Origin of the sequence: Cupriavidus taiwanensis LMG 19424 (assembly GCF_000069785.1) — a bacterium.
GTDB classification, from domain to species: domain Bacteria; phylum Pseudomonadota; class Gammaproteobacteria; order Burkholderiales; family Burkholderiaceae; genus Cupriavidus; species Cupriavidus taiwanensis.
In genome coordinates this window covers 3,398,004-3,416,911 of the sequence record NC_010528.1, presented here as the reverse complement: position 1 = coordinate 3,416,911, position 18,908 = coordinate 3,398,004, and the positions used below count along the sequence as shown (strand labels likewise).

Sequence of the window (18,908 nt, the reverse complement as noted above, 5' to 3'; positions counted from 1 at the left end):
CGCCGCTGCAGTTCCCTCGCAAGCGGCAACCCCATGCGAACCATACGCGGCGGCCACGGCACCCCGGCACCGGCCGGAGTCGGGCGAGCCAAGATCAACCAGAGAGTGCAACATGAAACGTACCTACCAACCTTCCGTTACCCGCCGCAAGCGTACCCACGGTTTCCGCGTGCGCATGAAGACCCGCGGCGGCCGTGCCGTCATCAACGCTCGCCGCGCCAAGGGCCGCAAGCGCCTGGCAATCTAAGGGCCGGGCGACCGGTCCGGACCGCGGCAACGCGGTCCAGGCCAACCGCCTCGCTGTCCGGATGGCCGGTAGCTTGCCGCAGGGTGCAGTGTTCCCGCTAGCTTTGCCAGGCGTGTCTACCTTTGCCTTTCCCAAAGCCGCGAGGCTGACAAAGACGGATGAGTTTTCATCCGTTTTTGCTTTGCGGCCCCGGCGGCGCAGCACCCACTTCGTGCTCTATGTACGCCCGAACGACCGGCCGGAAGGCCGGCTGGGCGTGGTGGTGGGCAAGAAGTTCGCGCCGCGCGCCGCCGAGCGCAACCTGGTGAAGCGCATGGCGCGCGAGCTGTTCCGCCAGCGCCGCGACCAACTGGGGGGCCGCGACGTGCTGCTGCGTCTGCAAGCGAAGTTTCCGCGCGCGGAATTTGCAACGCGCGCGGCGGTCCGAAGGGCATGCGCGGCGGAAATCGCCAGCCTGCTCGACGTAGCGGCAAAACCACTGCCGCCACCCGCGCCGCCTGCCTCGCCCCCGGCGCCGCCCACCGCGGCGCCAGCGGCGAGCCCCTCGCAAAGCCAGCCACCAGGCCAGCCAGCCTGACCGCCCCGCCATGAAGCGAATCCTGCTAGCCCTGCTGCGCGTCTACAAGATCGCCCTCAGCCCTTACCTGGGCTCGCAGTGCCGCTTCCTGCCGACCTGTTCCGACTACGCCCGCGACGCCATCGTCCATCATGGCGCCGCGCGCGGCAGCTGGATGGCCGCCTGCCGGCTGTGCCGCTGCCATCCTTTCGCCCAAGGCGGGTATGATCCCGTGCCGGGCACGGAAGCAGACACGCCAGTCCATGCCGCCACAGGCCATGCGCCCGTGGCAATCCGTCTGCCCAGACCCTGATTTTTCCGACCACAGCCAGACATGGATATCAAACGCACCATCCTCTGGGTCATCTTCTCGATGTCCCTCGTGCTGCTCTACGACAACTGGCAGCGCGCCAACGGCCATGCGTCGATGTTCTTCCCGAGCACGACGCAGCAGCAGGCCGCTTCGGCGCCGGCCGCCAGCGGCGCTGCCGCGCAGGGCGACGTGCCCAAGGCCAACGTCCAGCCCGCTACCGGCACCTCGGCCGCCCCGGCCGCTGGCGCCGCGCCGCAGGCCGCGGCCCAGCCCACCGGCGAGAAGATCGTGGTGACCACCGACACGGTGCGCGCCGAGATCGACACCGCCGGCGGCATCGTGTCGCGCCTGGAGCTGCTCAAGGAGCATGAGAAGGACGGCAAGCCGGTGGTGCTGTTCGAGCGCGACAACGTGCGCACCTACATGGCGCGCTCGGGCCTGATCGGCGGCGACCTGCCCAACCACACCACGGTGTTCACCGCGGCCCCGGGCCCGCGCGCGCTGGACGGCGCCGAACAGGTGCAGGTGGTGCTGACCGGCGAGAAGAACGGCGTGAAGCTGGTCAAGACCTACACCTTCCGCAAGGGCAGCTACGTGGTCGACAGCAAGTTCGACGTGACCAACGCGGGCACCGCGCCGGTCTCGCCGACGCTGTACCTGGAACTGGCGCGCGATGGCAGCAAGGTCGAGCAGTCGCAGTTCTACAGCACCTTCACCGGCCCGGCGATCTATACCGACGCCGACAAGTACCACAAGCTCAGCTTCGAAGACATCGCCAAGGGCAAGGCCACCGTGCCGGCCGCTGCCAACAATGGCTGGGTGGCGATGGTGCAGCACTACTTTGCCTCGGCCTGGATCCCGCAGACCGGCAAGGAGCACAGCTTCTACGTCCAGCAGATCGATCCGAACCTGTACCGCGTGGGCATCCAGCAGCCGCTGGGCGAACTGGCCCCGGGCGCCACGGTCAGCACCGATGCACGCCTGTTCGCCGGTCCGCAGGAAGAGCACATGCTCGAGAAGATCGCCCCGGGCCTGGAGCTGGTGAAGGACTACGGCTGGCTGACCATCCTGGCCAAGCCGCTGTTCTGGCTGCTGGAGAAGCTGCATGGCTTCCTGGGCAACTGGGGCTGGTCGATCATCGCGCTGACGGTGCTGATCAAGCTGGTGTTCTTCCCGCTGTCGGCGGCGAGCTACAAGTCCATGGGCAAGATGAAGGACCTGCAGCCGCGCATGACGTCGATCCGCGAGCGCTACAAGAACGACCCGCAGAAGATGAACCAGGAGATGATGGCGCTGTACCGCACCGAGAAGGTCAATCCGCTCGGCGGCTGCCTGCCCATCGTGATCCAGATCCCGGTGTTCATTGCGCTGTACTGGGTGCTGCTGTCGTCAGTGGAAATGCGCGGCGCGCCGTGGCTGGGCTGGATCCATGACCTGTCGGTGCCGGATCCGTTCTACATCCTGCCGATCGTGATGGCCGTGTCGATGTTCGTGCAGACCAAGCTGAACCCGACCCCGCCGGATCCGGTGCAGGCCAAGGTGATGATGATCATGCCGCTGGTGTTCTCGGTGATGTTCTTCTTCTTCCCGGCCGGCCTGGTGCTGTACTGGGTGGTGAACAACATCCTGTCGATCGCGCAGCAGTGGCAGATCAACCGGATGCTGGGCAAGGGCAAGGCGGCCGTGGTGGCCAAGAGCTGAAGCTGTTGCAAGATGCGGTGATGGAAAGCCCGGCAGAGATGCCGGGCTTTTTGTCTTTGCTGAGGCTGAGGGCTGAGGGCTTTCGCGATCCCGACGGTTTGCTCCCCTCTCCCGCTTGCGGGAGAAGGGCCGGGGGAGAGGGCAGGCGCGGGCATACCGACGCGCTTTAACTTCGTGGACACTCCGGCCCTCTCCCCCACCCCTCTCCCGCAAGCGGGCGAGGGGAGCCTGGTTCAAGCGGTGTTGGCTTCGGCAGGCGTATGCTACTGGCCTGCCCTTACCGTCAGGAGACTCCCATGAGCTGGTCCGCCCACCAATACGTCGCCTTCGAGGACGAACGCACCCGCCCGGTCCGTGACCTGGTGGCTGCCATTCCCAACGAGATCGCGCGCAACGCGGTCGATATCGGCTGCGGTCCCGGCAACTCCACCGAGGTGCTGATGGCGCGCTATGCCGGCGCCTCGGTGACCGGGCTGGACAGCTCGCAGGACATGATCGACGCCGCGCGCAAGCGCCTGCCCGACGTGCAGTTCCGCGTGGCCGATATCGGCGCCTGGGACGAGGCCGGCCCGTACGACGTGATCCTCGCCAACGCGGTGCTGCAATGGCTGCCCGACCACGGCCGCTTGTTTCCCGAACTGGTCGCGAAGCTTTCCCAGGGCGGCACGCTGGCCGTGCAGATGCCGGACAACCTGGAAGAACCCGCGCACCAGCTGATGCGCCGGGTGGCGGCCGAAGGCCCTTGGGCCGACAAGCTGGCCGGCGCCAGCAAGGCCCGCGCCGAACGCGCGCCGGCGCGCTGGTACTACGAGTTGCTGCGCCCGCTGTGCCAGCGCGTGGATGTATGGCTGACCACCTACCACCATCCGCTGGCCGGCGGCGCGGCCGCGGTGGTGGAGTGGTTCAAGGGCAGCGGCCTGCGCCCGTTCCTGCAACCGCTGGACGAGGCCGAGCGTGCCGCCTACCTGGCGCGCTACCAGACCGAGATTGCCAACGCGTACCCGGCGCTGCCGGACGGCTCGGTGCTGCTGCCGTTTCCGCGCCTGTTTATCGTCGCGACGCGCTGAGGATCCCTTACGCCGGCTTGTGGCAGACCGCCTCGATGTTGTGGCCGTCCGGGTCCAGCACGAAGGCGCCGTAGTAGTCGGGGTGGTAGTGCGCGCGCACGCCCGGTGCGCCGTTGTCGCGCCCGCCCGCGGCCAGTGCCGCGCGATGGAACGCATCGACGGTCGCGCGGCTGTCGACGCGGAACGCCACGTGCACCGGCGGCTGGTTGGGCGTGCCGCGGTGGATCCAGAAATCGGGATGGCCGGGCGTGCCGAAGCCGGCCACATCGGTGCTGCCGGTGACGCTGGCCGGGAATTCCTTGTCCAGCACGTAGCCGATGGCGCCCAGCGCGGCCTGGTAGAAGGCGCGGCTTTTCTCGTAGTCGCTGACGCTGACGCCGGTGTGGTCGATCATGGGTGGCTTCCTTTGTCGTTGGTTGGAGCGGGCAGGTCTCAGGCCAGGTCCAGCACGCTCATGGTGGCGTTGAGCCGGCTGACCAGCACGGATTCGCCGTGGACGTCGGCAGGCCCTGACCCACGAGGAAACCGCCATGACCACCGAACAGGAACGGCTGCTGCTGCGCGACACCATCGAGGCTGGCTTCCGCCAGGCCGCCTTCGTCAGCGACGTCGGCATCGCGCTGGCCGACTGCGGGCCCCGGCTGGTGCGAGTCCACGCTGGCCATCACGGCACGCCACCTCCAGCACGGCGGCATCGTCCACGCGGGCGTGCAGGCCACCATGGCGGACCACACCGCCGGCGCGGCCGCCTCCACCATCCTGGAAGCCGGCCAGCACGTGGTCACCGCCGAGTTCAAGATCAACCTGCTGCGGGCCGTGCGCAGCGAACGGCTGCGCTGCCGCGCCGACGTGCTCAAGTCCGGCCGCTCCATCATCGTGGTCGAGGCCGACGTGTTCTGGCGAATCTGGGCATTCCAGCCTGAAGGACGGGGCGTGTCAACCGCCAAAGCGGCGCTGGCGCCGCATCCTGCCCAGGCGCGTGCTGTCGCCTACACTGAAGGCATCTGCGTCCCGCGTGCGCGCCTGACCGCATGCAGTCCGCCATGAACGCCGACGCCCATTCTCCCAAGCTGCGCCGCAAGACGCGGCCCGCTGCAGCCTTTGCCGCGCTGGCGCAAGCCAGCCTGGCGCGCATCGACGCGTGCCTGGACCCGCTGCAGCACCGCGACGACCCGGAAGACCTGCACCAGCTGCGCATCGCCCTGCGCCAGGCGCGCGCGGTGGTGTGGGCCATGGGCCCGGCCCTGCCGCGACAGGAGCGCGACCGCTGGAAGCGCGACCTGCGCACGCTGGCCCGCGCCACCAGCACGGTGCGCGACTGGGATGTGTTCCTGGCCGAAACCATCGGCCCGGCCCGAGAACTGGAGCCGGAAGACACGATCCTGGCCGCCATCGCCGACACCGCCCGGCAGCGGCGCGACGCGGCGCGCGAAGCGATGCTGGCGACACTGGCCGCTTACCGCGACTGGCCACTGCCCGCGCTGCATCGCGACCTGGCCCACCTGGCGCAACTCGCCACCCGCGCCCGCGGCGACGGTGCCCGCCTGTCCAGCTTTGCACGCCGGCGCGTGCGGCGCGGCCGCAAGCAGCTGCGGGCACTGGCCCGGGACGCCCGCCATGGCGACCCGGCCGCGGTGCACGCGCAGCGCATCGCCGGCAAGCGGCTGCGCTACGTGATCGAGGCGCTGGCGCCGGTGCTGCCGGCGCGCTATACCACGCGCCTGCACCGCAAGCTGGTCAAGCGGCAGGCCCGGCTGGGGCGGCAGGTCGACGGCATCGTCGCGCGCCGCCTGCTGGCCGAGTGCCTGGACCTGCAGGCGATGCCGGATGACGCGCCGCCGTTGCCCGGCGCCAGCTGAGCGGCCCGCCAGCCATGGCGGCCTGCCATAGCGTTCCAGCGCGTTCCGGCGCGTGCCACGCCAACCGCACCCGATCTGCGACAATACCGCCATGACTGCTCCCCAGCTTCCCATAGCCGCCATCGCCACCGCGCCGGGCCGCGGCGGCATCGGCGTGGTGCGCGTGTCCGGCCCCGATGTCGGCCCCGTGATGCGCGCCGTCTGCGGCCAGGCACTGAAGCCGCGCCACGCCACCTACCTGCCATTCCTCGACGGCAACGGCAAGGTCATCGACCACGGCCTGGCACTGTATTTTCCGGCGCCCAACTCCTATACCGGCGAGGAAGTGCTGGAGCTGCAGGGCCACGGCGGCCCGGTGGTGATGCAGATGCTGCTGACGCGCTGCCTGCAGGCCGGCGACGGCATCGGCCTGCGCCTGGCCGAACCCGGCGAGTTCACGCGCCGCGCCTTCCTCAACGACAAGCTCGACCTGGCCCAGGCCGAGGCCGTGGCCGACCTGATCGAAGCCAGCACCGAGGCCGCGGCGCGCTCGGCCGCGCGCTCGATGGAGGGCGAGTTCTCCAACGCCATCCGCCAGCTGGTGGACAAGGTCATCCACCTGCGCATGCTGGTCGAGGCCACGCTGGACTTCCCCGAGGAAGAGATCGATTTCCTGGAGCAGTCCGACGCGCGCGGCCAGCTCGCCACCATCCGCGATGAACTGGGCGCGGTGCTGGCGCAGGCGCGCCAGGGCGCGCTGCTGCGCGAGGGGCTGTCGGTGGTGCTGGCGGGCCAGCCCAACGTGGGCAAGTCGTCGCTGCTGAACGCGCTGGCCGGCGCGGAACTGGCCATCGTCACGCCGATTGCCGGCACCACGCGCGACCGCGTGCGCGAAACCATCCAGATCGACGGCATCCCGCTGCATATCATCGACACCGCCGGCCTGCGCGAGGAAGCCGCCGACGAAGTCGAGCGCATCGGCATCGAACGCACCTGGGACGCCATTCGCCGCGCCGACATCGTGCTGCACCTGGTCGACGCCACCGACTACCTGCGCCACGGCCTGTCCGAGATCGACGACGCCATCGACGACAAGCTGAGCGGCCAGCTGCCGCCCGGCGCGCCGATCGTGCGCATCGTCAACAAGATCGACAAGGCGCCCGCGGTGGGCGAGATGATGTTCGGCGGCAACCGCCCGCACGTGGTCGCCGCCAACGGCCCCAACCCGACCGAGATCTGGATCTCGGCGCGCACCGGCGCGGGCATCGAGCTGCTGCGCCGCGAACTGCTGCGGCTGGTGGGCTGGCAGTCCGGCAACGAAGGCACCTTCCTCGCGCGCGAACGGCACCTGACCGCGCTGCGGCAGGCGCAATCGCGCCTGGACGTGGCCGCCGAACAAAGCCAGCGCCAGGCCCAGGCGCTGGACCTGTTCGCGGAAGAACTGCGGCTGGCGCAGGAGCACCTGAACAGCATTACCGGCGAGTTCACCAGCGATGATCTGCTAGGGACGATTTTTACGCGGTTTTGTATTGGGAAGTAGGGCGGTAACCAGGTCCGTGTGCCATGCGCGCCGGACACCGTGCCCAGGGCTTCCCAGAGCAGAGGGCTGCTCATCTATGCCACTGTATATTCATACAGTAGAATGACTCCGAAACGCTGAGGAAGAACCAACGTATCAGGGGCGATCAATGGCTGATGAACGCGTGGCTGCACAGCATCACAAGACTTTCGAGAGCATCCGGCACGAGGACGAGCACGGTTTCGAATTCTGGCGGGCAAGGCAACTCGCCGGCGTGCTTGAGTACTCGCAGTATCGCCACTTTGTTGCCGTCATAGACCGTGCGAGGGAGGCTTGCCGAAACAGTGGCCAGCCGCCTGAAGACCATTTTGAGGACGTCCTCACAATGGTGGAGATCGGCTCCGGCGCACACCGCGAAATTGAGGATTGCCGACTCTCCCGCTACGCCTGCTACCTGATCGTGCAAAACGGCGATCCGTCCAAGCCAGTGATTGCCAACGGTCAAACGTACTTCGCGATCCAGACCAGGCGACAAGAGCTGGCCGATGAAGCCCGTTTCAGGACTCTCACTGAAGACGAGCGCCGCCTGATGCTTCGAGGAGAAATGGCTGAACACAACAGGGCTCTCACGGCAGCGGCCAAGCAAGCAGGCGTCGCGACCGCATTAGACTATGCGGTCTTCCAAGACCACGGCTACAAGGGACTCTACGGCGGCCTGGGTGCGAAGGACATCCATGTCAGCAAAGGACTGAAAAGAAGCCAGAAGATCCTTGACCACATGGGCAGCACCGAACTGGCCGCCAACCTGTTCCGCGCAACCCAGACGGAAGAGAAGCTGCGACGGGAGAACGTTCAGGGCAAGAAGCAGGCGAACCAGACCCACTTTCAGGTGGGCGCGAAGGTGCGGCAAACCATCGCTGATCTCGGCGGCACCATGCCAGAAAAGCTGCCCACGCCAGAGAAGAGCATCAAGCAGATCGAGCGCGAACAGCGTCAGTTGCAAAACGACTCGGACAAGTCCACACCGGAAAATTTCTGACCCGACGGCAGGCACCAAGGGCGACAGCCGCTCAAATGGCCGCGCTGGCCCTGGACAGGGCAATTGCGCGCGTTTGCGGCAGCCAGGGCGCATAATTCGCCTTTCGCTGTTTTTGCCTTCCGCTTTCACTACGCAGGACCTTCCCGATGTTGAACCGCACCCAGCAGATCCTCATTGCCATCGTCGCCGTGGCTGTCCTTGGCATGTTGTGGTTTGCCGGCAATGACCGCCGCGACGATGTTGGCGGCGCCGTGCCCGACGCGCCGGCCGATGCGCCGGCCGATGCGCAGAGTGCTGCCAGTGCGGTGCCGGCCAGCGAGGTGCGCGGCGTGCCGCGCAACGGCACGCTGGATCCGGTCAGCATCGACCCCCAACGCTCCGCCGACCGCCTGCCGCAGTTGCAGGCCGATGCACTGCTGAAGGCGTATCGCGACAATGCCGCGCAAGCCGACCGAGACTACCTGAACCAGTACCTGATCGTCGAAGGCGTGGCCAGCGGCATCCGCCGCGAGGGCGAGCAGGTCTTTGTCGATATCCGCACCAACGATCCGGGCGCCAATGTGCGCGCGCTGCTGCTGCCGCGCCAGATCTGCGGCCCGGCCGGTCGCGAGTGTGAAGTCGAAGCGCGCGCCACCATGGTCCGGCGCGGCCAGAAGGTGGCGCTGGAGTGCAACGGCGCGGGCCTGGCCGACGGCATGCCGCTGCTGCGCGACTGCCTGCTGCGCGGCGGCGCCAACTGATCGCGCTCGCGACGATTCCGGAGATCCCCGCCATGCAATCCGTGCTGTCCGTCCTTGCCATCCTGATCATGGTGGCGACCCTCGTCGGCGTGATCTCGCCCGCCTGGCTCAGCCAGACGCTGTTCGGCGGCAAACCCGTGACGCGCGTGCAGGTGGCCGTGGTCGGGACCTGCCTGGCCGCGCTCTGCCTGGTGCTGGTGGGCCGGCTGGCGCAGGGCGGCGCGGGCGGCTGAGGCGTCATCCGCAACGCCATCCGCAACACCAGAAGCGACCGTTTTGCGCTTCTGTTTGGCCGATTGGATCGGCCTGCCGGCGCCTACAGTGTGAAGGTATGCGGTGGCCATTGCGCCTTGTGGCGGCGCGGTGCAGCGCCGCCCAGCCTTCCAGGACATTCCATGAACCATGCACTGCTGGCGGCCTGCGTGGGCCTGCTGCTCACCGGCTGTTCGACCTACCAGGCCGTAACGCCGGTCGACCGCCTTGACCCCACCGATCCCGTTGTCGCGTTCCAGCTGCCGGCCGGCGGCGGCCCGCTCGGCAACTACGGCGCCCACGGCACGCTGCTGTGCGTGGTGGTGAACCCGGTCAGCGGCAATGACTTTGTCGAGAGCTTCCTGTCGTCGCTGCGGCGGCGCAATTTCGAGGTGAAGGTGCTGCAGGCGCAGACCTCGATCGCATCGTGCCCGATGGTGGCGCTGTACACCGCGCGCGGCGCCTGGTACTGGAACACCTACCTGAATAACGCCGACATCACCGTGTATCTCAATGGCGACCGGGTCGGCAAGGCGATCTACAACGCCAACCGCAGCGCCGGCGGGCTGAACCTGAGCAACTTCGTGCAGCCGTCGTCCAAGCTCGATGAACTGGTCGAGCAGCTGTTCCCCGGCATGCTGCCGCCTCCGCCGCCGGCGGACACGGCGCCCGCGCCGGCGGCCTAGCCCTTCTGCCTAGCCGATCTGCAGTCAACCGGAGGGCCGCGCCATGACGCTGTGCGCAGCATCCTGCCGGGCGCGGCCGCGCCCGGCCCAGCGTACCCGGGTCAGCGCTCCGGCCGGCCCAGGCGCACCACGGTCACGCCGGGGCGCAACTGGCGCAGCGATGGCATCACCAGCACGCAATCCGGATACGGCGTCACCACCGGCGCGCCGTCGCGCCAGCCGATTACGGTCCCGGCCTCGGTAAAGGTCTCCAGCCCGGTGTAGGGGCCGGCAAAGCGGAAGTCCATGCTGGTCGCCACCACCGGCTCGGTCACGCGCACCACGCGCTGCGCGGCGGCCAGCGGCTGCAGCCAGCCGGCGGGCAGGTCGCTTGCGTCAACGATGCCGGCATGCAGCAGGAACCGTGCGGTGCTGTCCTGCGCCACCGTCACGGCGGCCGGTTCCCAGTGCTGGCCGCATTCGATCAGCAGCGCGTTGCGCGGGCTGGCGGCATCGCCAAAGCCATCGTAGTCGCGCATGCGGCGGCCTTCCGGGTGGCCTTCGTCGACGATCACATCGGCCGGCGCACCGAGTGCGCGCGACAGGGCGATGCCCTTGTCCAACGGGCCGGAGACGATCAGCGGCCGGCTCTTCTCATGCATCGAATGCAGGTCCAGCAGCAGGCCGACGGTATCGATCACCGGCCGCATGGCGCGTGCGCGGCGCAGCTCGGATGAATCCAGGCTGGCGTCATCGAGAACCTTCGCGGTCCACACGCGGTTGAAGTCCTGGTCGACGAAGCGCGAGGCATCCGGACTGGCGGGATCGAAGCGGTGGTAAGCATCGACGTTGGCAAAGGCCAGCGTCAGGCGGCCGCGGCGCGGGCGCAGGCCGTGGTCCAGCAGCGCCTTGACGGCGATGGCGCCGCACACCTCGTTGCCGTGGGTCAGCGCGTTGACCATCACGTGCGGGCCGGGCCGGCCGCTGTCGAAGGTGTGGAGGTAGGGGATGCCGGTGTTGCCGGCGGCGTAGGGGCGGATGTCGGGGAAGGCGACGTCGACGGGGTAGGCTTCCAGGGGTGCGGTGGGCTGGTGGGTCATGGGAGTCGGTGCGTTCAGGGTGCCTGGCAAGTCGATGCCTGCCGGGTCGGTGTGATAGGGACGGTGAGTGTGCGGTCGGCGGCATTGCAAGGAGCGACGCCGCCTCGCCATCCCCTTACTGCTGAATCCCCGCCGTCTGCACGATGGTGCGATAGCGCCCGGTCTCGCGCTTGATAAAGCTGCCGAACTGCGCCGGATTGGCGGGCGCCACTTCCACGCCGGCCTCGGCCAGTTTCTTCTTCACGTCCGGCATCGCCAGCACGGCCTGCATCTCGGTGTTCAGGCGCGCCACCACCGGCTGCGGCAGCTTGGCCGGGCCCATCAGGCCGAACCAGACGCCCATGTCCACGCCCTTGAGCGCCGGCGTCTCGGCCAGCGCGGGCACGTTCGGCGCCACCGGCGAGCGTTTGGCGCCGGTCACGCCGTAGGCCTGCACGCGGTTGGCCTGGATATGCGGCAGCGCCGACGACAGCACCATCACCGCCAGGTCGATCTGACCGCCGAGCAGGTCGGTCGCCATGGCCGAAGCGCCCTTGTACGGCACGTGGGTGATGTTGACCTGGCCCTGCTGCTTGATCAGCTCGCCCGCCAGGTTCAGCGGGGTGCCAACGCCGGACGAGGCGTAGGCCAGTTTGCCCGGCTGGGCCTTGGCCAGCGCGATCAGCTCGGCCGCGTTCTTCGCCGGCAGGCCGGGCTTGCCGACCAGCACCATCGGCTGGGTGCCGACAAAGGTGACCGGCGCCAGGTCCTTCTCGCCGTCATAGCGCACCGCGGGGTTGGTCAGGCGCGCGATCGACACTTCACTGCCCGAGCCCATCAGCAGCGTGTAGCCGTCGGCTTCTGCCTTGACCACCTTGGACGCGCCGATGGTGCCGCCGGCGCCGCCCAGGTTTTCGATCACCACGCTCTGGCCCAGGCGCTTGCCCAGTTCCGGGGCGATGGTGCGGGCCACCAGGTCGACGCTGCCGCCGGCGGTGTAGCCCACCACCAGCGTGATCGGCTTGGTGGGCCAGGCATCGGTCGCGGCGGCGGCGGTGGAAACGGCGCCGGCGCAAGCGGCAAGGCAGAGTGCGGCAGCGGCCGCGCGCAGGGTGGTCTTCATGGTATTGGCTCGGTGTCCCGGAATCATGGTTGTGGACCGATGTTAGAAGCGCAGGACCGGCGCGGCGTGCGGCTTTGGCAACCGCGGTTGCCGATTTGGCAATGGCGGCAAGGGGCCGCCGGCGGCGCTTCAGCGCGGCGCCTGCACGGCCGCCTGCCAGAAGGCCTCGGCCAGCGGCCGCATCGGCGCGCGCGGGCGGTAGAGGCGGATGTCTAGCGCCAGGTCGCCGCCATCATCCTCGCGCGGGGCGGCGATGGCGCGCACGAGCCGGCCGTCACGCAGGTCGTCGGCGATCAGCCGCGCGGGCAGCCAGGCCAGGCCCATGCGCTGGCGCACCATCTCGTGCACCGACTCGGCAAAGTCGCTGACCGCGATCACGTCCAGCCGCGGCGCCAGCTTGCGGCGCGCGATCTCCTGGTTGACCATGCGGCCCAGCGTCAGGGTTTCTGCGTAGGCGATCATCGGCACCGGCGCGGGCGCGGTCTTGCCAGAGACCTTGCTTGTCCCCAGCCGGTGCAGCGGCGCACCGCGCGCGTCGGCGGCGCTGACGCACACCAGCCGCTCCACGCCGGCCAGGTGGAACTGGTAGCGCGCGTCGTCCAGCATCACCGGCAGGTCGGGCGGGCTGTAGCACAGCAGGAAGTCGGCATCGCCCTCGGCGAACATTGCCAGCGCGTCGTGCATCGGGAAGGTCGACAGGCGGGTGCGAAAGCCGGCCGCCGCGGGGTCATGGCGCAGCGCCTCGCGCAGCCCCGCGAGCCAGGCCGGCACCATCGAGCGCGCCAGCGTCTTGCCGGTGGCAATGGTCACGGTGCTGGCATCAGCGCGGTGAGCGGCGCGCAGCGCCAGGCGGGTGTCGTCGAGGGTGCGCAGGGCGCTTTGCGCCGCTTCCAGGAACTGGCGCCCTTCGGCGGTCAGGCGTACCGGGAAGGCGCTGCGGTCGATCAGCGGGGCCCCGGCCCAGACCTCCAGCGCCTGCATGCGCCGGCCAAAGGCGGGCGGGGTCACGTTGCGCAGCTCGGCGGCGCGCGCGAGGCTGCCGGCCTGGGCCAGGCAGACGAAGTCTTCGAGCCAGCGGATATGCATGGAAAACGGTCGGTCGGGGTGGGGGCAATGCCTTCATTATCGGCAAAAGCCGCCGCCACTTTGCCTGCCGCGTTCCTCGGTTAGAATTTTTGGCATGACACTGACCCGGCGCCGCCAACCTTCGCCTCCGTCCCGCCCGGCGTCCGCCGCATCCGGACCGCCGCCTGCCCCGGAATACACCATCGACGAACTGGCGCGCGTGGCCGGCACCACGGTGCGCAACGTGCGCTCATACCAGGACCGCGGCCTGATCGACCCGCCGCAGCGGCGCGGGCGCGTGGGCATCTACACGCAGGCGCACCTGGGCCGGCTCAAGCTGATCCACCACCTGCTGGCGCGCGGCTACACGCTGGCCAATATCACCGAACTGCTCAAGGCCATCGTCGAGGGGCACGACCTGCGCTCGATCCTGGGGCTGGAGACCGCGATCAGCAGCCCGTGGACCAACGAGACCCCGCGCCACTATTCCTACCTGGCGCTGGCGCGGCTGTTCGGCCGGGCGATCTCGCGCCCGGCGCTGGCCAAGGCGATCTCGCTGGGGCTGCTGGAACCGGACGGGCTGGGCTACCTGGCGCGCAGCCCGCGCGCACTGGCCGCGGGTGCGGAGATCGCCCACGCGGGCTTTGCGCTGGAGGATGTGCTGGAGATCATCGCGCAGTCGCGCGGGCATTTCCAGGCGGTCTCGGACCAGATCGTCGCCACCGTGGTACGCGAGCTGGACCGCTTTGGCGAGGGCAAGCTGCCGCCGCCACAGGACGTGCCGCGGCTGGTCGACATCCTGTGGCGCATCCGCCCGCTGGCGCTGGTGATGGCCGAGACCGAGATGATGCGGGCGCTCGAGATCTCGGCCAACAAGTACCTGGGGGACCGGGTGGCGGCGATCATCGAGCATCTGCATGATGAGGAGGGCGGGGGCGCCAAGCCCTAGCCCTCGTCCACGCCCTGCCGCCTATAGCGCAACCATGTCGAAATCCGCTTTCGCCATGCCGCAGTCCGGGCAGCGCCATTCCGGCGGGACCGCGCCCCACGGTGTGCCGGGCGCGATGCCGTGCTCGGGCATGCCGAGCGCTTCTTCATAGACGAATCCACAGATTCGGCACTGCCAGATGGTCATGCCGTCCCCCGCAGCGAAGGCGCCCGGGTGGAGACGCCGGCGGCGCGCGCGGTGTCTTCGATTTCCCGCACCAGCGGATCGATGCGGGCCAGCTCGGCGCGGTTGTCGTCGTCCCAGGGATGGAAGCCGGGGCGGAAGTAGCTGAGCCACTCCGGGATCATGCGCGGCAGCGCGCCGGGCGACGCCCACAGGAAGCGCAGCGCGGTGCCAAACCCGCTCAGCTTGTTGCGGCAGCCCTTGTCGCCCATCACCAGCGCGATATGGAACACGAACACCATGGCCCAGAACGTCACCGTGGTGGTCAGCATGGTGAAGGTGCGCACGAAGTAGCGGTAGGGGCCCGGCTTCATCACGGTGTTCCAGACATCGTAGGCCACCGCCTTGTGCTCGGTTTCCTCCAGCGCGTGCCAGGTCCACACCTGCCGGTAGCCGGCCTGAGAGTCCGCGCCCAGGTGGCGCACGTCCTTCAGCACGCCGTCGGCCAGCATCGCGGTGTAGTGCTCCAGCGCGATGGTATGCGCCAGCTGCCATGACTTGGGCAGGATCTTGCGCAACATGTCCAGCAGCTTCCACACCGCGCGGTCCAGCGCCGCGGCGGGCAGGCCGGCGTCTTCCATGAGCCGGTTGTAGAGGATGTGCTCGCGCGTGTGCATCGCTTCCTGGCCGATAAAGCCGGCGATGGCGCGGCTCAGCTCGGGGTCCTTCACCTGGTCGCGGTAGTTGCGCACGCTGTCCATGAAGAAGCGTTCCCCGGCCGGGAAGAAGATCGACAGCGTGTTGAGGAAATGGGTGACGTGGCGGCCCCGCTCGTGCCAGTCGCTGATGCGCTCCGGCGGCAGGTGGGGATGCACGTCGCGGCGGACTGGCATCATGGCGGTCTCCTTGGGTGACAGCCGGCGCGCACGGCGCCGGCGCGATTCATTGGCGGTCCAGGAATGGCAGCAGGTCTGCGGCCACGCGTTGCGGGTCTTCTTCCATCGGCACATGGCCCAGCCCCGCGTAGCGGCGCAGTTGCGCGCCGGGGATGCGCTCGGCGAAGGCCTGCGCGTGCGCGGGCGGAATCCAGCGGTCGCGCTCGCCCCACAGCACCAGCGTGGGCGCCCGCACGCTGCCGAGCAGGTGGGTGTCGAGCTGGGCGAAGTCGAGCTTCGGCACCATCTTGCCGACCGCCTCGCGGCTGCCTTCGGCATAGAAGAAGTCCACGTAGCGGCGGAAGGTGGCCTCCGGCACGCGCGAGGCGTCGCCGTAGACGTCGCGCGTGGCGGCGCGGATGATGCACTCGGGCAGCAGCCACGGCGCCGACCAGCGCACCGGCGCATGGCGGAACAGGTCGATGTAGATCGGCAGCTTCATCGGGAAGCCGGCGGCATCGATCAGCACCAGCTTGTCGACCGCACCCGGCCGCCGCACCGCGAGGTCCCACGCGATCAGCCCGCCCAGCGAATTGCCGATGATGCTGGCGCGGCGCACGTTCACCGCGGCCAGGAAGGCATCGATGAAGTCGCGGTAGCGGTGCACGTCCATGGTCTCGATGCGCCCGCGCGCATCGCGCAGCGGCCCGGTCAGGCCGAACGGGGCCAGGTCCAGCCGCAGCACGCGATAGCGTTGCGCCAGCGCCGGCACGATGCCCTGCCACGTATGCAGCGACGCGCCGAAGCCGTGGATCAGCACCAGGGTCTCGCCGTCGGCGGGGCCTTCGTCGGTGTAGTGCACCATCGCATCGAGCACGCGCACCCAGCGCGAGGCCGGCAGCGCATGGCGCTGCGCCAGCGTCGCGCGCGACAGGCTGAACAGCCCCACGCGGCCCTGGCCGAACCAGCGCGTCAGCGTGCCCGGCGGCGCCAGCAGCGCCGCGTCGGCTTCCATCGCCAGGCGGTTCACGGGCGCTCTCCCTGGCCCACCGAAGCGGGCGCCACCACGTTGCCCAGGTCGCGCTTGCGGCGCGTCTCGCGCACCACCAGCGCCTGGTAGGCGGCGGGCAGCAGCCGCGCCATGGCGTCGGCGGCGTAGGCGTCGGGCCCGATCAGCACGCGCCGGCGGTTGCGCCGCACGCCCTCCAGGATCACGCGCGCGGCCTTGTCGGGCGAGGTAATGAAGAATTTCTCGAACTCGTCCTTGCCGTGCTGCGCGTCGCGCACCAGGAAGCCGTTGACGCTGGCCGAGACACGGCTGGCCTGCGCGATATTGGTCTTGATGCCACCGGGGTGCACGGTGGTGGCCGACACGCCGCAGTCCATCAGGTCCAGCTCCTGCCGCAGCGATTCGGTAAAGCCGCGCACCGCGTACTTGCTGGCGTTGTAGGCGCCCATGCCGGGCTGGGCGAAGATGCCGAAGATGCTCGAGGTATTGACCACGTGGCCGTCGCCGCTGGCCTGCAGGTAGGGCAGGAAGGCCTTGGTGCCGTAGACCACGCCCCAGAAGTTGATGCCGATGATCCATTCCAGGTCGTCGTAGCTCATGCCTTCGACCGTGCTGGACAGCGCCACGCCGGCGTTGTTGAAGATCAGGTTGACGCGGCCGTGCGCGTCGGCGGCGGCAGCGGCCCACGCATAGACCGCGGCGCGGTCGGCCACGTCGACGGTGTGCTGCGTGACGCGCGCATGGGGTGCCGCGGCCATGGCCTGCGCCGCAGTCTGCGCCAGCCCGGCCTCGTTGCGGTCCGACAGCGCCAGCTGGCAGCCCTCGCGTGCCAGGGCCAGCGCCAGCGCGCGGCCGATGCCCGAGCCGGCGCCGGTGATCGCGGCAACCTTGTTACGGAAGTCCTTCATGTCCGGTCTCCTTCCGGTGTGTGTCGTTGTTCTGGGTGAAATCGGGGCAACGGCGCGTACGTCATGCTCCCGCGGCGCTGGCGATGTCCGCCGCCGGCTGCCGGGTGGCCTCGTCCGGCACGGCGCGCCGCACCGGGTACAGGTCGTAGTCGGTCATGCGGAAGCTGGCCGTGGCGCGGCGGAACTGCCAGGTGAAGCCGGGCCACAGCGTGGTGTTGCGGCCGCTGCGCGGGTCGATGTACCAGCTGGCGCAGCCGCCGGCGGACCAGATCGCGTGGCCCAGCCGGGCCTGCAGCCGTTCGTTGAAGCGGCGCTGCACGGGCTCGCGCACGTCCACCGCCTGCACGCCGTCGCGGCGCATCTGGCGCAGCGCGTCGGCGATATAGGCCACCTGCGACTCGATCATGAACACCATCGAGCTGTGTCCCAGGCCGGTGTTGGGACCGACCACGAAGAACAGGTTGGGAAAGCCCGACACCGTGGTGCCGAGGTAGGCCTGTGCGCCGTCGCGCCAGGCATCGACCAGGTCCACGCCGCCGATGCCGGCGATCACGCCGCGCAGCAGCGGGTCGGTGGCATGGAAACCGGTGCCGAGGATGATGCAGTCCGCCGGCCGGCGCGTGCCGTCGCGCAGCACCACCGCGTCGCGCTCGACCCGCGCGATGCCGGCGGTGACCACGTCGACGTTGTCGCGCGTGAGCGCCGGGTAGTAGTCGTTGGAGATCAGCACGCGCTTGCAGCCGATGGTGTAGTCCGGCGTCAGCGTCGCGCGCAGCGCGGGATCGCGCACCTGCCGCGCCAGGTGGCGGCGCGCGACGCGCTCGACCACCTTCATGATCTTCGGATGCAGCACGAAGCCCAGCACGCGCGACTCCAGCATCCAGTAGATGCCGGTGCGCACCAGCGTCTGCGTGAACGGCAGGCGTCGGAACAGCCAGCGCTCGGCGGCGCTGACCTCGCGGTCGGGCTTGGGCATGATCCATGGCGGGGTGCGCTGGTACAGGTCCAGGTGCGCCACCTGCGGGGCAATCTGCGGCACGAACTGGATCGCGCTGGCGCCGGTGCCGATCACCGCGACGCGCTTGCCGCGCAGCGCATAGGCGTGGTTCCAGTGCTGCGAGTGGAAGCATTCGCCTTCGAACGTGTCCAGCCCGGGGATGTCGGGATACGACGGCCGGCTCAGCCCGCCCATGCCCGACACCAGCACGCGTGCCCGCACCACCTTGCCGTCGGCCATCTGCAGCCGCCACAGCTGCGCGGACTCGTCCCAGGCCGCGTGGCGCAGCTCATGGTGCAGCCGCAGGTGCGGGCGCAGGCCGAAGCGGTCGGTGCAGTCCTCCAGGTAGGCACGGATTTCCGGCTGGGTCGAGAACATGCGCGACCAGTCCGGGTTGGGCGCAAAGGAAAAGGAGTACAGGTGCGACTGCACATCGCAGGCGCAGCCGGGGTAGTGGTTGTCGCGCCAGGTGCCGCCGACCGAGCCGGCTTTCTCGAACACCAGGAAATCGTGCTCGCCGCGCTCGCGCAGCTGGATCGCCATGCCCAGGCCGGCAAAGCCGCTGCCGATGATGGCGATATCGGTGTGCTCGGGGGCAGGGGGTGCCTGTGGTGGCCACTGCGGCGACAACGCCGCCGGCAGCTCCGCGGGTGCATTCATGCGCGCTCCTCACCTTTGCGACAGTGTTTATTGTGACATTGATGGATGTCATCGTAGGAAGCGCGGCCGGGGCGGTCAATGCCGTGAATCGAAGGATGGTTCTAATTTTTCGGGATTTCCAGCGGCGTCTGGTGCACATGAAAC

At 69.0% G+C, this 18,908-nt stretch carries 23 protein-coding genes; 13 read left to right on the top strand and 10 right to left on the bottom strand.

Annotated elements, in window-relative coordinates:
- The first annotated feature begins 112 nt into the window (after nt 1–112).
- The 5 genes from rpmH to tam all read left to right on the top strand — a co-directional run bounded on the left by rpmH (nt 113) and on the right by tam (nt 3,884).
- Entirely contained in the window at nt 113–247 is a 135-nt protein-coding gene (gene rpmH, locus RALTA_RS15740; protein WP_008650850.1) for a 50S ribosomal protein L34, read from the top strand.
- Nucleotides 248–308: 61 nt separating this feature from the next.
- On the top strand, nt 309–824 hold the full coding sequence (gene rnpA, locus RALTA_RS15735) for a ribonuclease P protein component (protein WP_407637497.1): 516 nt from the start codon (nt 309–311) through the stop codon (nt 822–824).
- 10 nt (nt 825–834) lie between these two features.
- Nucleotides 835–1,116 carry a membrane protein insertion efficiency factor YidD gene (gene yidD, locus RALTA_RS15730; protein ID WP_012354399.1) on the top strand — a complete coding sequence of 94 codons (282 nt, stop codon included), beginning with the start codon at nt 835–837 and terminating at the stop codon, nt 1,114–1,116.
- Between the two features lie 21 nt (nt 1,117–1,137).
- Entirely contained in the window at nt 1,138–2,817 is a 1,680-nt protein-coding gene (yidC, locus tag RALTA_RS15725) for a membrane protein insertase YidC (RefSeq protein ID WP_012354398.1), read from the top strand.
- A gap of 296 nt (nt 2,818–3,113) precedes the next feature.
- Entirely contained in the window at nt 3,114–3,884 is a 771-nt protein-coding gene (tam, locus tag RALTA_RS15720) for a trans-aconitate 2-methyltransferase (protein ID WP_012354397.1), read from the top strand.
- A 7-nt stretch (nt 3,885–3,891) separates the two neighbouring features.
- On the opposite strand, the gene RALTA_RS15715 is transcribed toward tam, so the two are convergent.
- Both RALTA_RS15715 and RALTA_RS30800 read right to left on the bottom strand, forming a co-directional pair.
- The gene (locus RALTA_RS15715) at nt 3,892–4,278 is read right to left on the bottom strand and encodes a VOC family protein (protein ID WP_012354396.1); all 387 of its coding nucleotides are present in this window, start codon (nt 4,276–4,278) and stop codon (nt 3,892–3,894) included.
- A gap of 58 nt (nt 4,279–4,336) precedes the next feature.
- Nucleotides 4,337–4,549: a hypothetical protein gene (locus RALTA_RS30800; RefSeq protein WP_242405236.1), complete on the bottom strand. Its 213-nt coding sequence runs from the start codon at nt 4,547–4,549 to the stop codon at nt 4,337–4,339.
- Between RALTA_RS30800 and RALTA_RS30795 the strand changes: the two genes are divergently transcribed.
- From RALTA_RS30795 to RALTA_RS15680, 7 genes are all read left to right on the top strand, one after another.
- Complete coding sequence (locus RALTA_RS30795; protein WP_322787186.1) at nt 4,461–4,931, top strand: PaaI family thioesterase; 471 nt, start codon at nt 4,461–4,463, stop codon at nt 4,929–4,931. The two genes, RALTA_RS30800 and RALTA_RS30795, sit on opposite strands and share 89 nt — an antisense overlap.
- A complete protein-coding gene (locus tag RALTA_RS15705) occupies nt 4,928–5,743 on the top strand; it encodes a CHAD domain-containing protein (RefSeq protein WP_012354394.1) in 816 nt (271 codons plus the stop codon). Before RALTA_RS30795 ends, RALTA_RS15705 begins: the two co-directional genes overlap by 4 nt.
- 91 nt (nt 5,744–5,834) lie before the next feature.
- Nucleotides 5,835–7,262 carry a tRNA uridine-5-carboxymethylaminomethyl(34) synthesis GTPase MnmE gene (mnmE, locus tag RALTA_RS15700; RefSeq protein WP_012354393.1) on the top strand — a complete coding sequence of 476 codons (1,428 nt, stop codon included), beginning with the start codon at nt 5,835–5,837 and terminating at the stop codon, nt 7,260–7,262.
- Between the two features lie 148 nt (nt 7,263–7,410).
- Nucleotides 7,411–8,280 carry a DNA damage-inducible protein D gene (dinD, locus tag RALTA_RS15695; RefSeq protein WP_012354392.1) on the top strand — a complete coding sequence of 290 codons (870 nt, stop codon included), beginning with the start codon at nt 7,411–7,413 and terminating at the stop codon, nt 8,278–8,280.
- Nucleotides 8,281–8,426: 146 nt separating this feature from the next.
- Complete coding sequence (locus tag RALTA_RS15690) at nt 8,427–9,020, top strand: OB-fold putative lipoprotein (protein ID WP_012354391.1); 594 nt, start codon at nt 8,427–8,429, stop codon at nt 9,018–9,020.
- A 32-nt stretch (nt 9,021–9,052) separates the two neighbouring features.
- The gene (locus tag RALTA_RS15685; protein ID WP_012354390.1) at nt 9,053–9,253 is read left to right on the top strand and encodes a hypothetical protein; all 201 of its coding nucleotides are present in this window, start codon (nt 9,053–9,055) and stop codon (nt 9,251–9,253) included.
- A 162-nt stretch (nt 9,254–9,415) separates the two neighbouring features.
- Nucleotides 9,416–9,958 carry an Sbal_3080 family lipoprotein gene (locus tag RALTA_RS15680; protein WP_012354389.1) on the top strand — a complete coding sequence of 181 codons (543 nt, stop codon included), beginning with the start codon at nt 9,416–9,418 and terminating at the stop codon, nt 9,956–9,958.
- Between the two features lie 101 nt (nt 9,959–10,059).
- Here the strand turns inward: RALTA_RS15680 and RALTA_RS15675 are convergent, their stop codons facing one another.
- The 3 genes from RALTA_RS15675 to RALTA_RS15665 form a co-directional block, all read right to left on the bottom strand.
- Entirely contained in the window at nt 10,060–11,037 is a 978-nt protein-coding gene (locus RALTA_RS15675; protein ID WP_012354388.1) for a M14 family metallopeptidase, read from the bottom strand.
- Nucleotides 11,038–11,152: 115 nt separating this feature from the next.
- On the bottom strand, nt 11,153–12,139 hold the full coding sequence (locus RALTA_RS15670) for a Bug family tripartite tricarboxylate transporter substrate binding protein (protein WP_041232236.1): 987 nt from the start codon (nt 12,137–12,139) through the stop codon (nt 11,153–11,155).
- Between the two features lie 129 nt (nt 12,140–12,268).
- Entirely contained in the window at nt 12,269–13,225 is a 957-nt protein-coding gene (locus RALTA_RS15665; RefSeq protein ID WP_012354386.1) for a LysR family transcriptional regulator, read from the bottom strand.
- A gap of 94 nt (nt 13,226–13,319) precedes the next feature.
- Here RALTA_RS15665 and RALTA_RS15660 point away from each other — a divergent pair, with 94 nt between their 5' ends.
- Nucleotides 13,320–14,153 carry a MerR family transcriptional regulator gene (locus RALTA_RS15660; RefSeq protein ID WP_012354385.1) on the top strand — a complete coding sequence of 278 codons (834 nt, stop codon included), beginning with the start codon at nt 13,320–13,322 and terminating at the stop codon, nt 14,151–14,153.
- A 21-nt stretch (nt 14,154–14,174) separates the two neighbouring features.
- On the opposite strand, the gene RALTA_RS15655 is transcribed toward RALTA_RS15660, so the two are convergent.
- The 5 genes from RALTA_RS15655 to RALTA_RS15635 all read right to left on the bottom strand — a co-directional run bounded on the left by RALTA_RS15655 (nt 14,175) and on the right by RALTA_RS15635 (nt 18,764).
- On the bottom strand, nt 14,175–14,339 hold the full coding sequence (locus RALTA_RS15655; RefSeq protein ID WP_012354384.1) for a rubredoxin: 165 nt from the start codon (nt 14,337–14,339) through the stop codon (nt 14,175–14,177).
- Nucleotides 14,336–15,211 (bottom strand): metal-dependent hydrolase, encoded by an 876-nt coding sequence (locus tag RALTA_RS15650; RefSeq protein ID WP_041232235.1) that lies wholly within the window; start codon nt 15,209–15,211, stop codon nt 14,336–14,338. Before RALTA_RS15650 ends, RALTA_RS15655 begins: the two co-directional genes overlap by 4 nt.
- A 46-nt stretch (nt 15,212–15,257) precedes the next feature.
- A complete protein-coding gene (locus RALTA_RS15645) occupies nt 15,258–16,220 on the bottom strand; it encodes an alpha/beta fold hydrolase (RefSeq protein ID WP_041232234.1) in 963 nt (320 codons plus the stop codon).
- Nucleotides 16,217–17,107, bottom strand: a complete 891-nt coding sequence (locus RALTA_RS15640; RefSeq protein WP_012354381.1) for an SDR family NAD(P)-dependent oxidoreductase — start codon at nt 17,105–17,107, stop codon at nt 16,217–16,219. The genes RALTA_RS15645 and RALTA_RS15640 overlap by 4 nt, the downstream gene beginning before the upstream one ends.
- Before the next feature lie 61 nt (nt 17,108–17,168).
- A complete protein-coding gene (locus RALTA_RS15635) occupies nt 17,169–18,764 on the bottom strand; it encodes a flavin-containing monooxygenase (RefSeq protein WP_012354380.1) in 1,596 nt (531 codons plus the stop codon).
- Between the last annotated feature and the right edge of the window lie 144 nt (nt 18,765–18,908).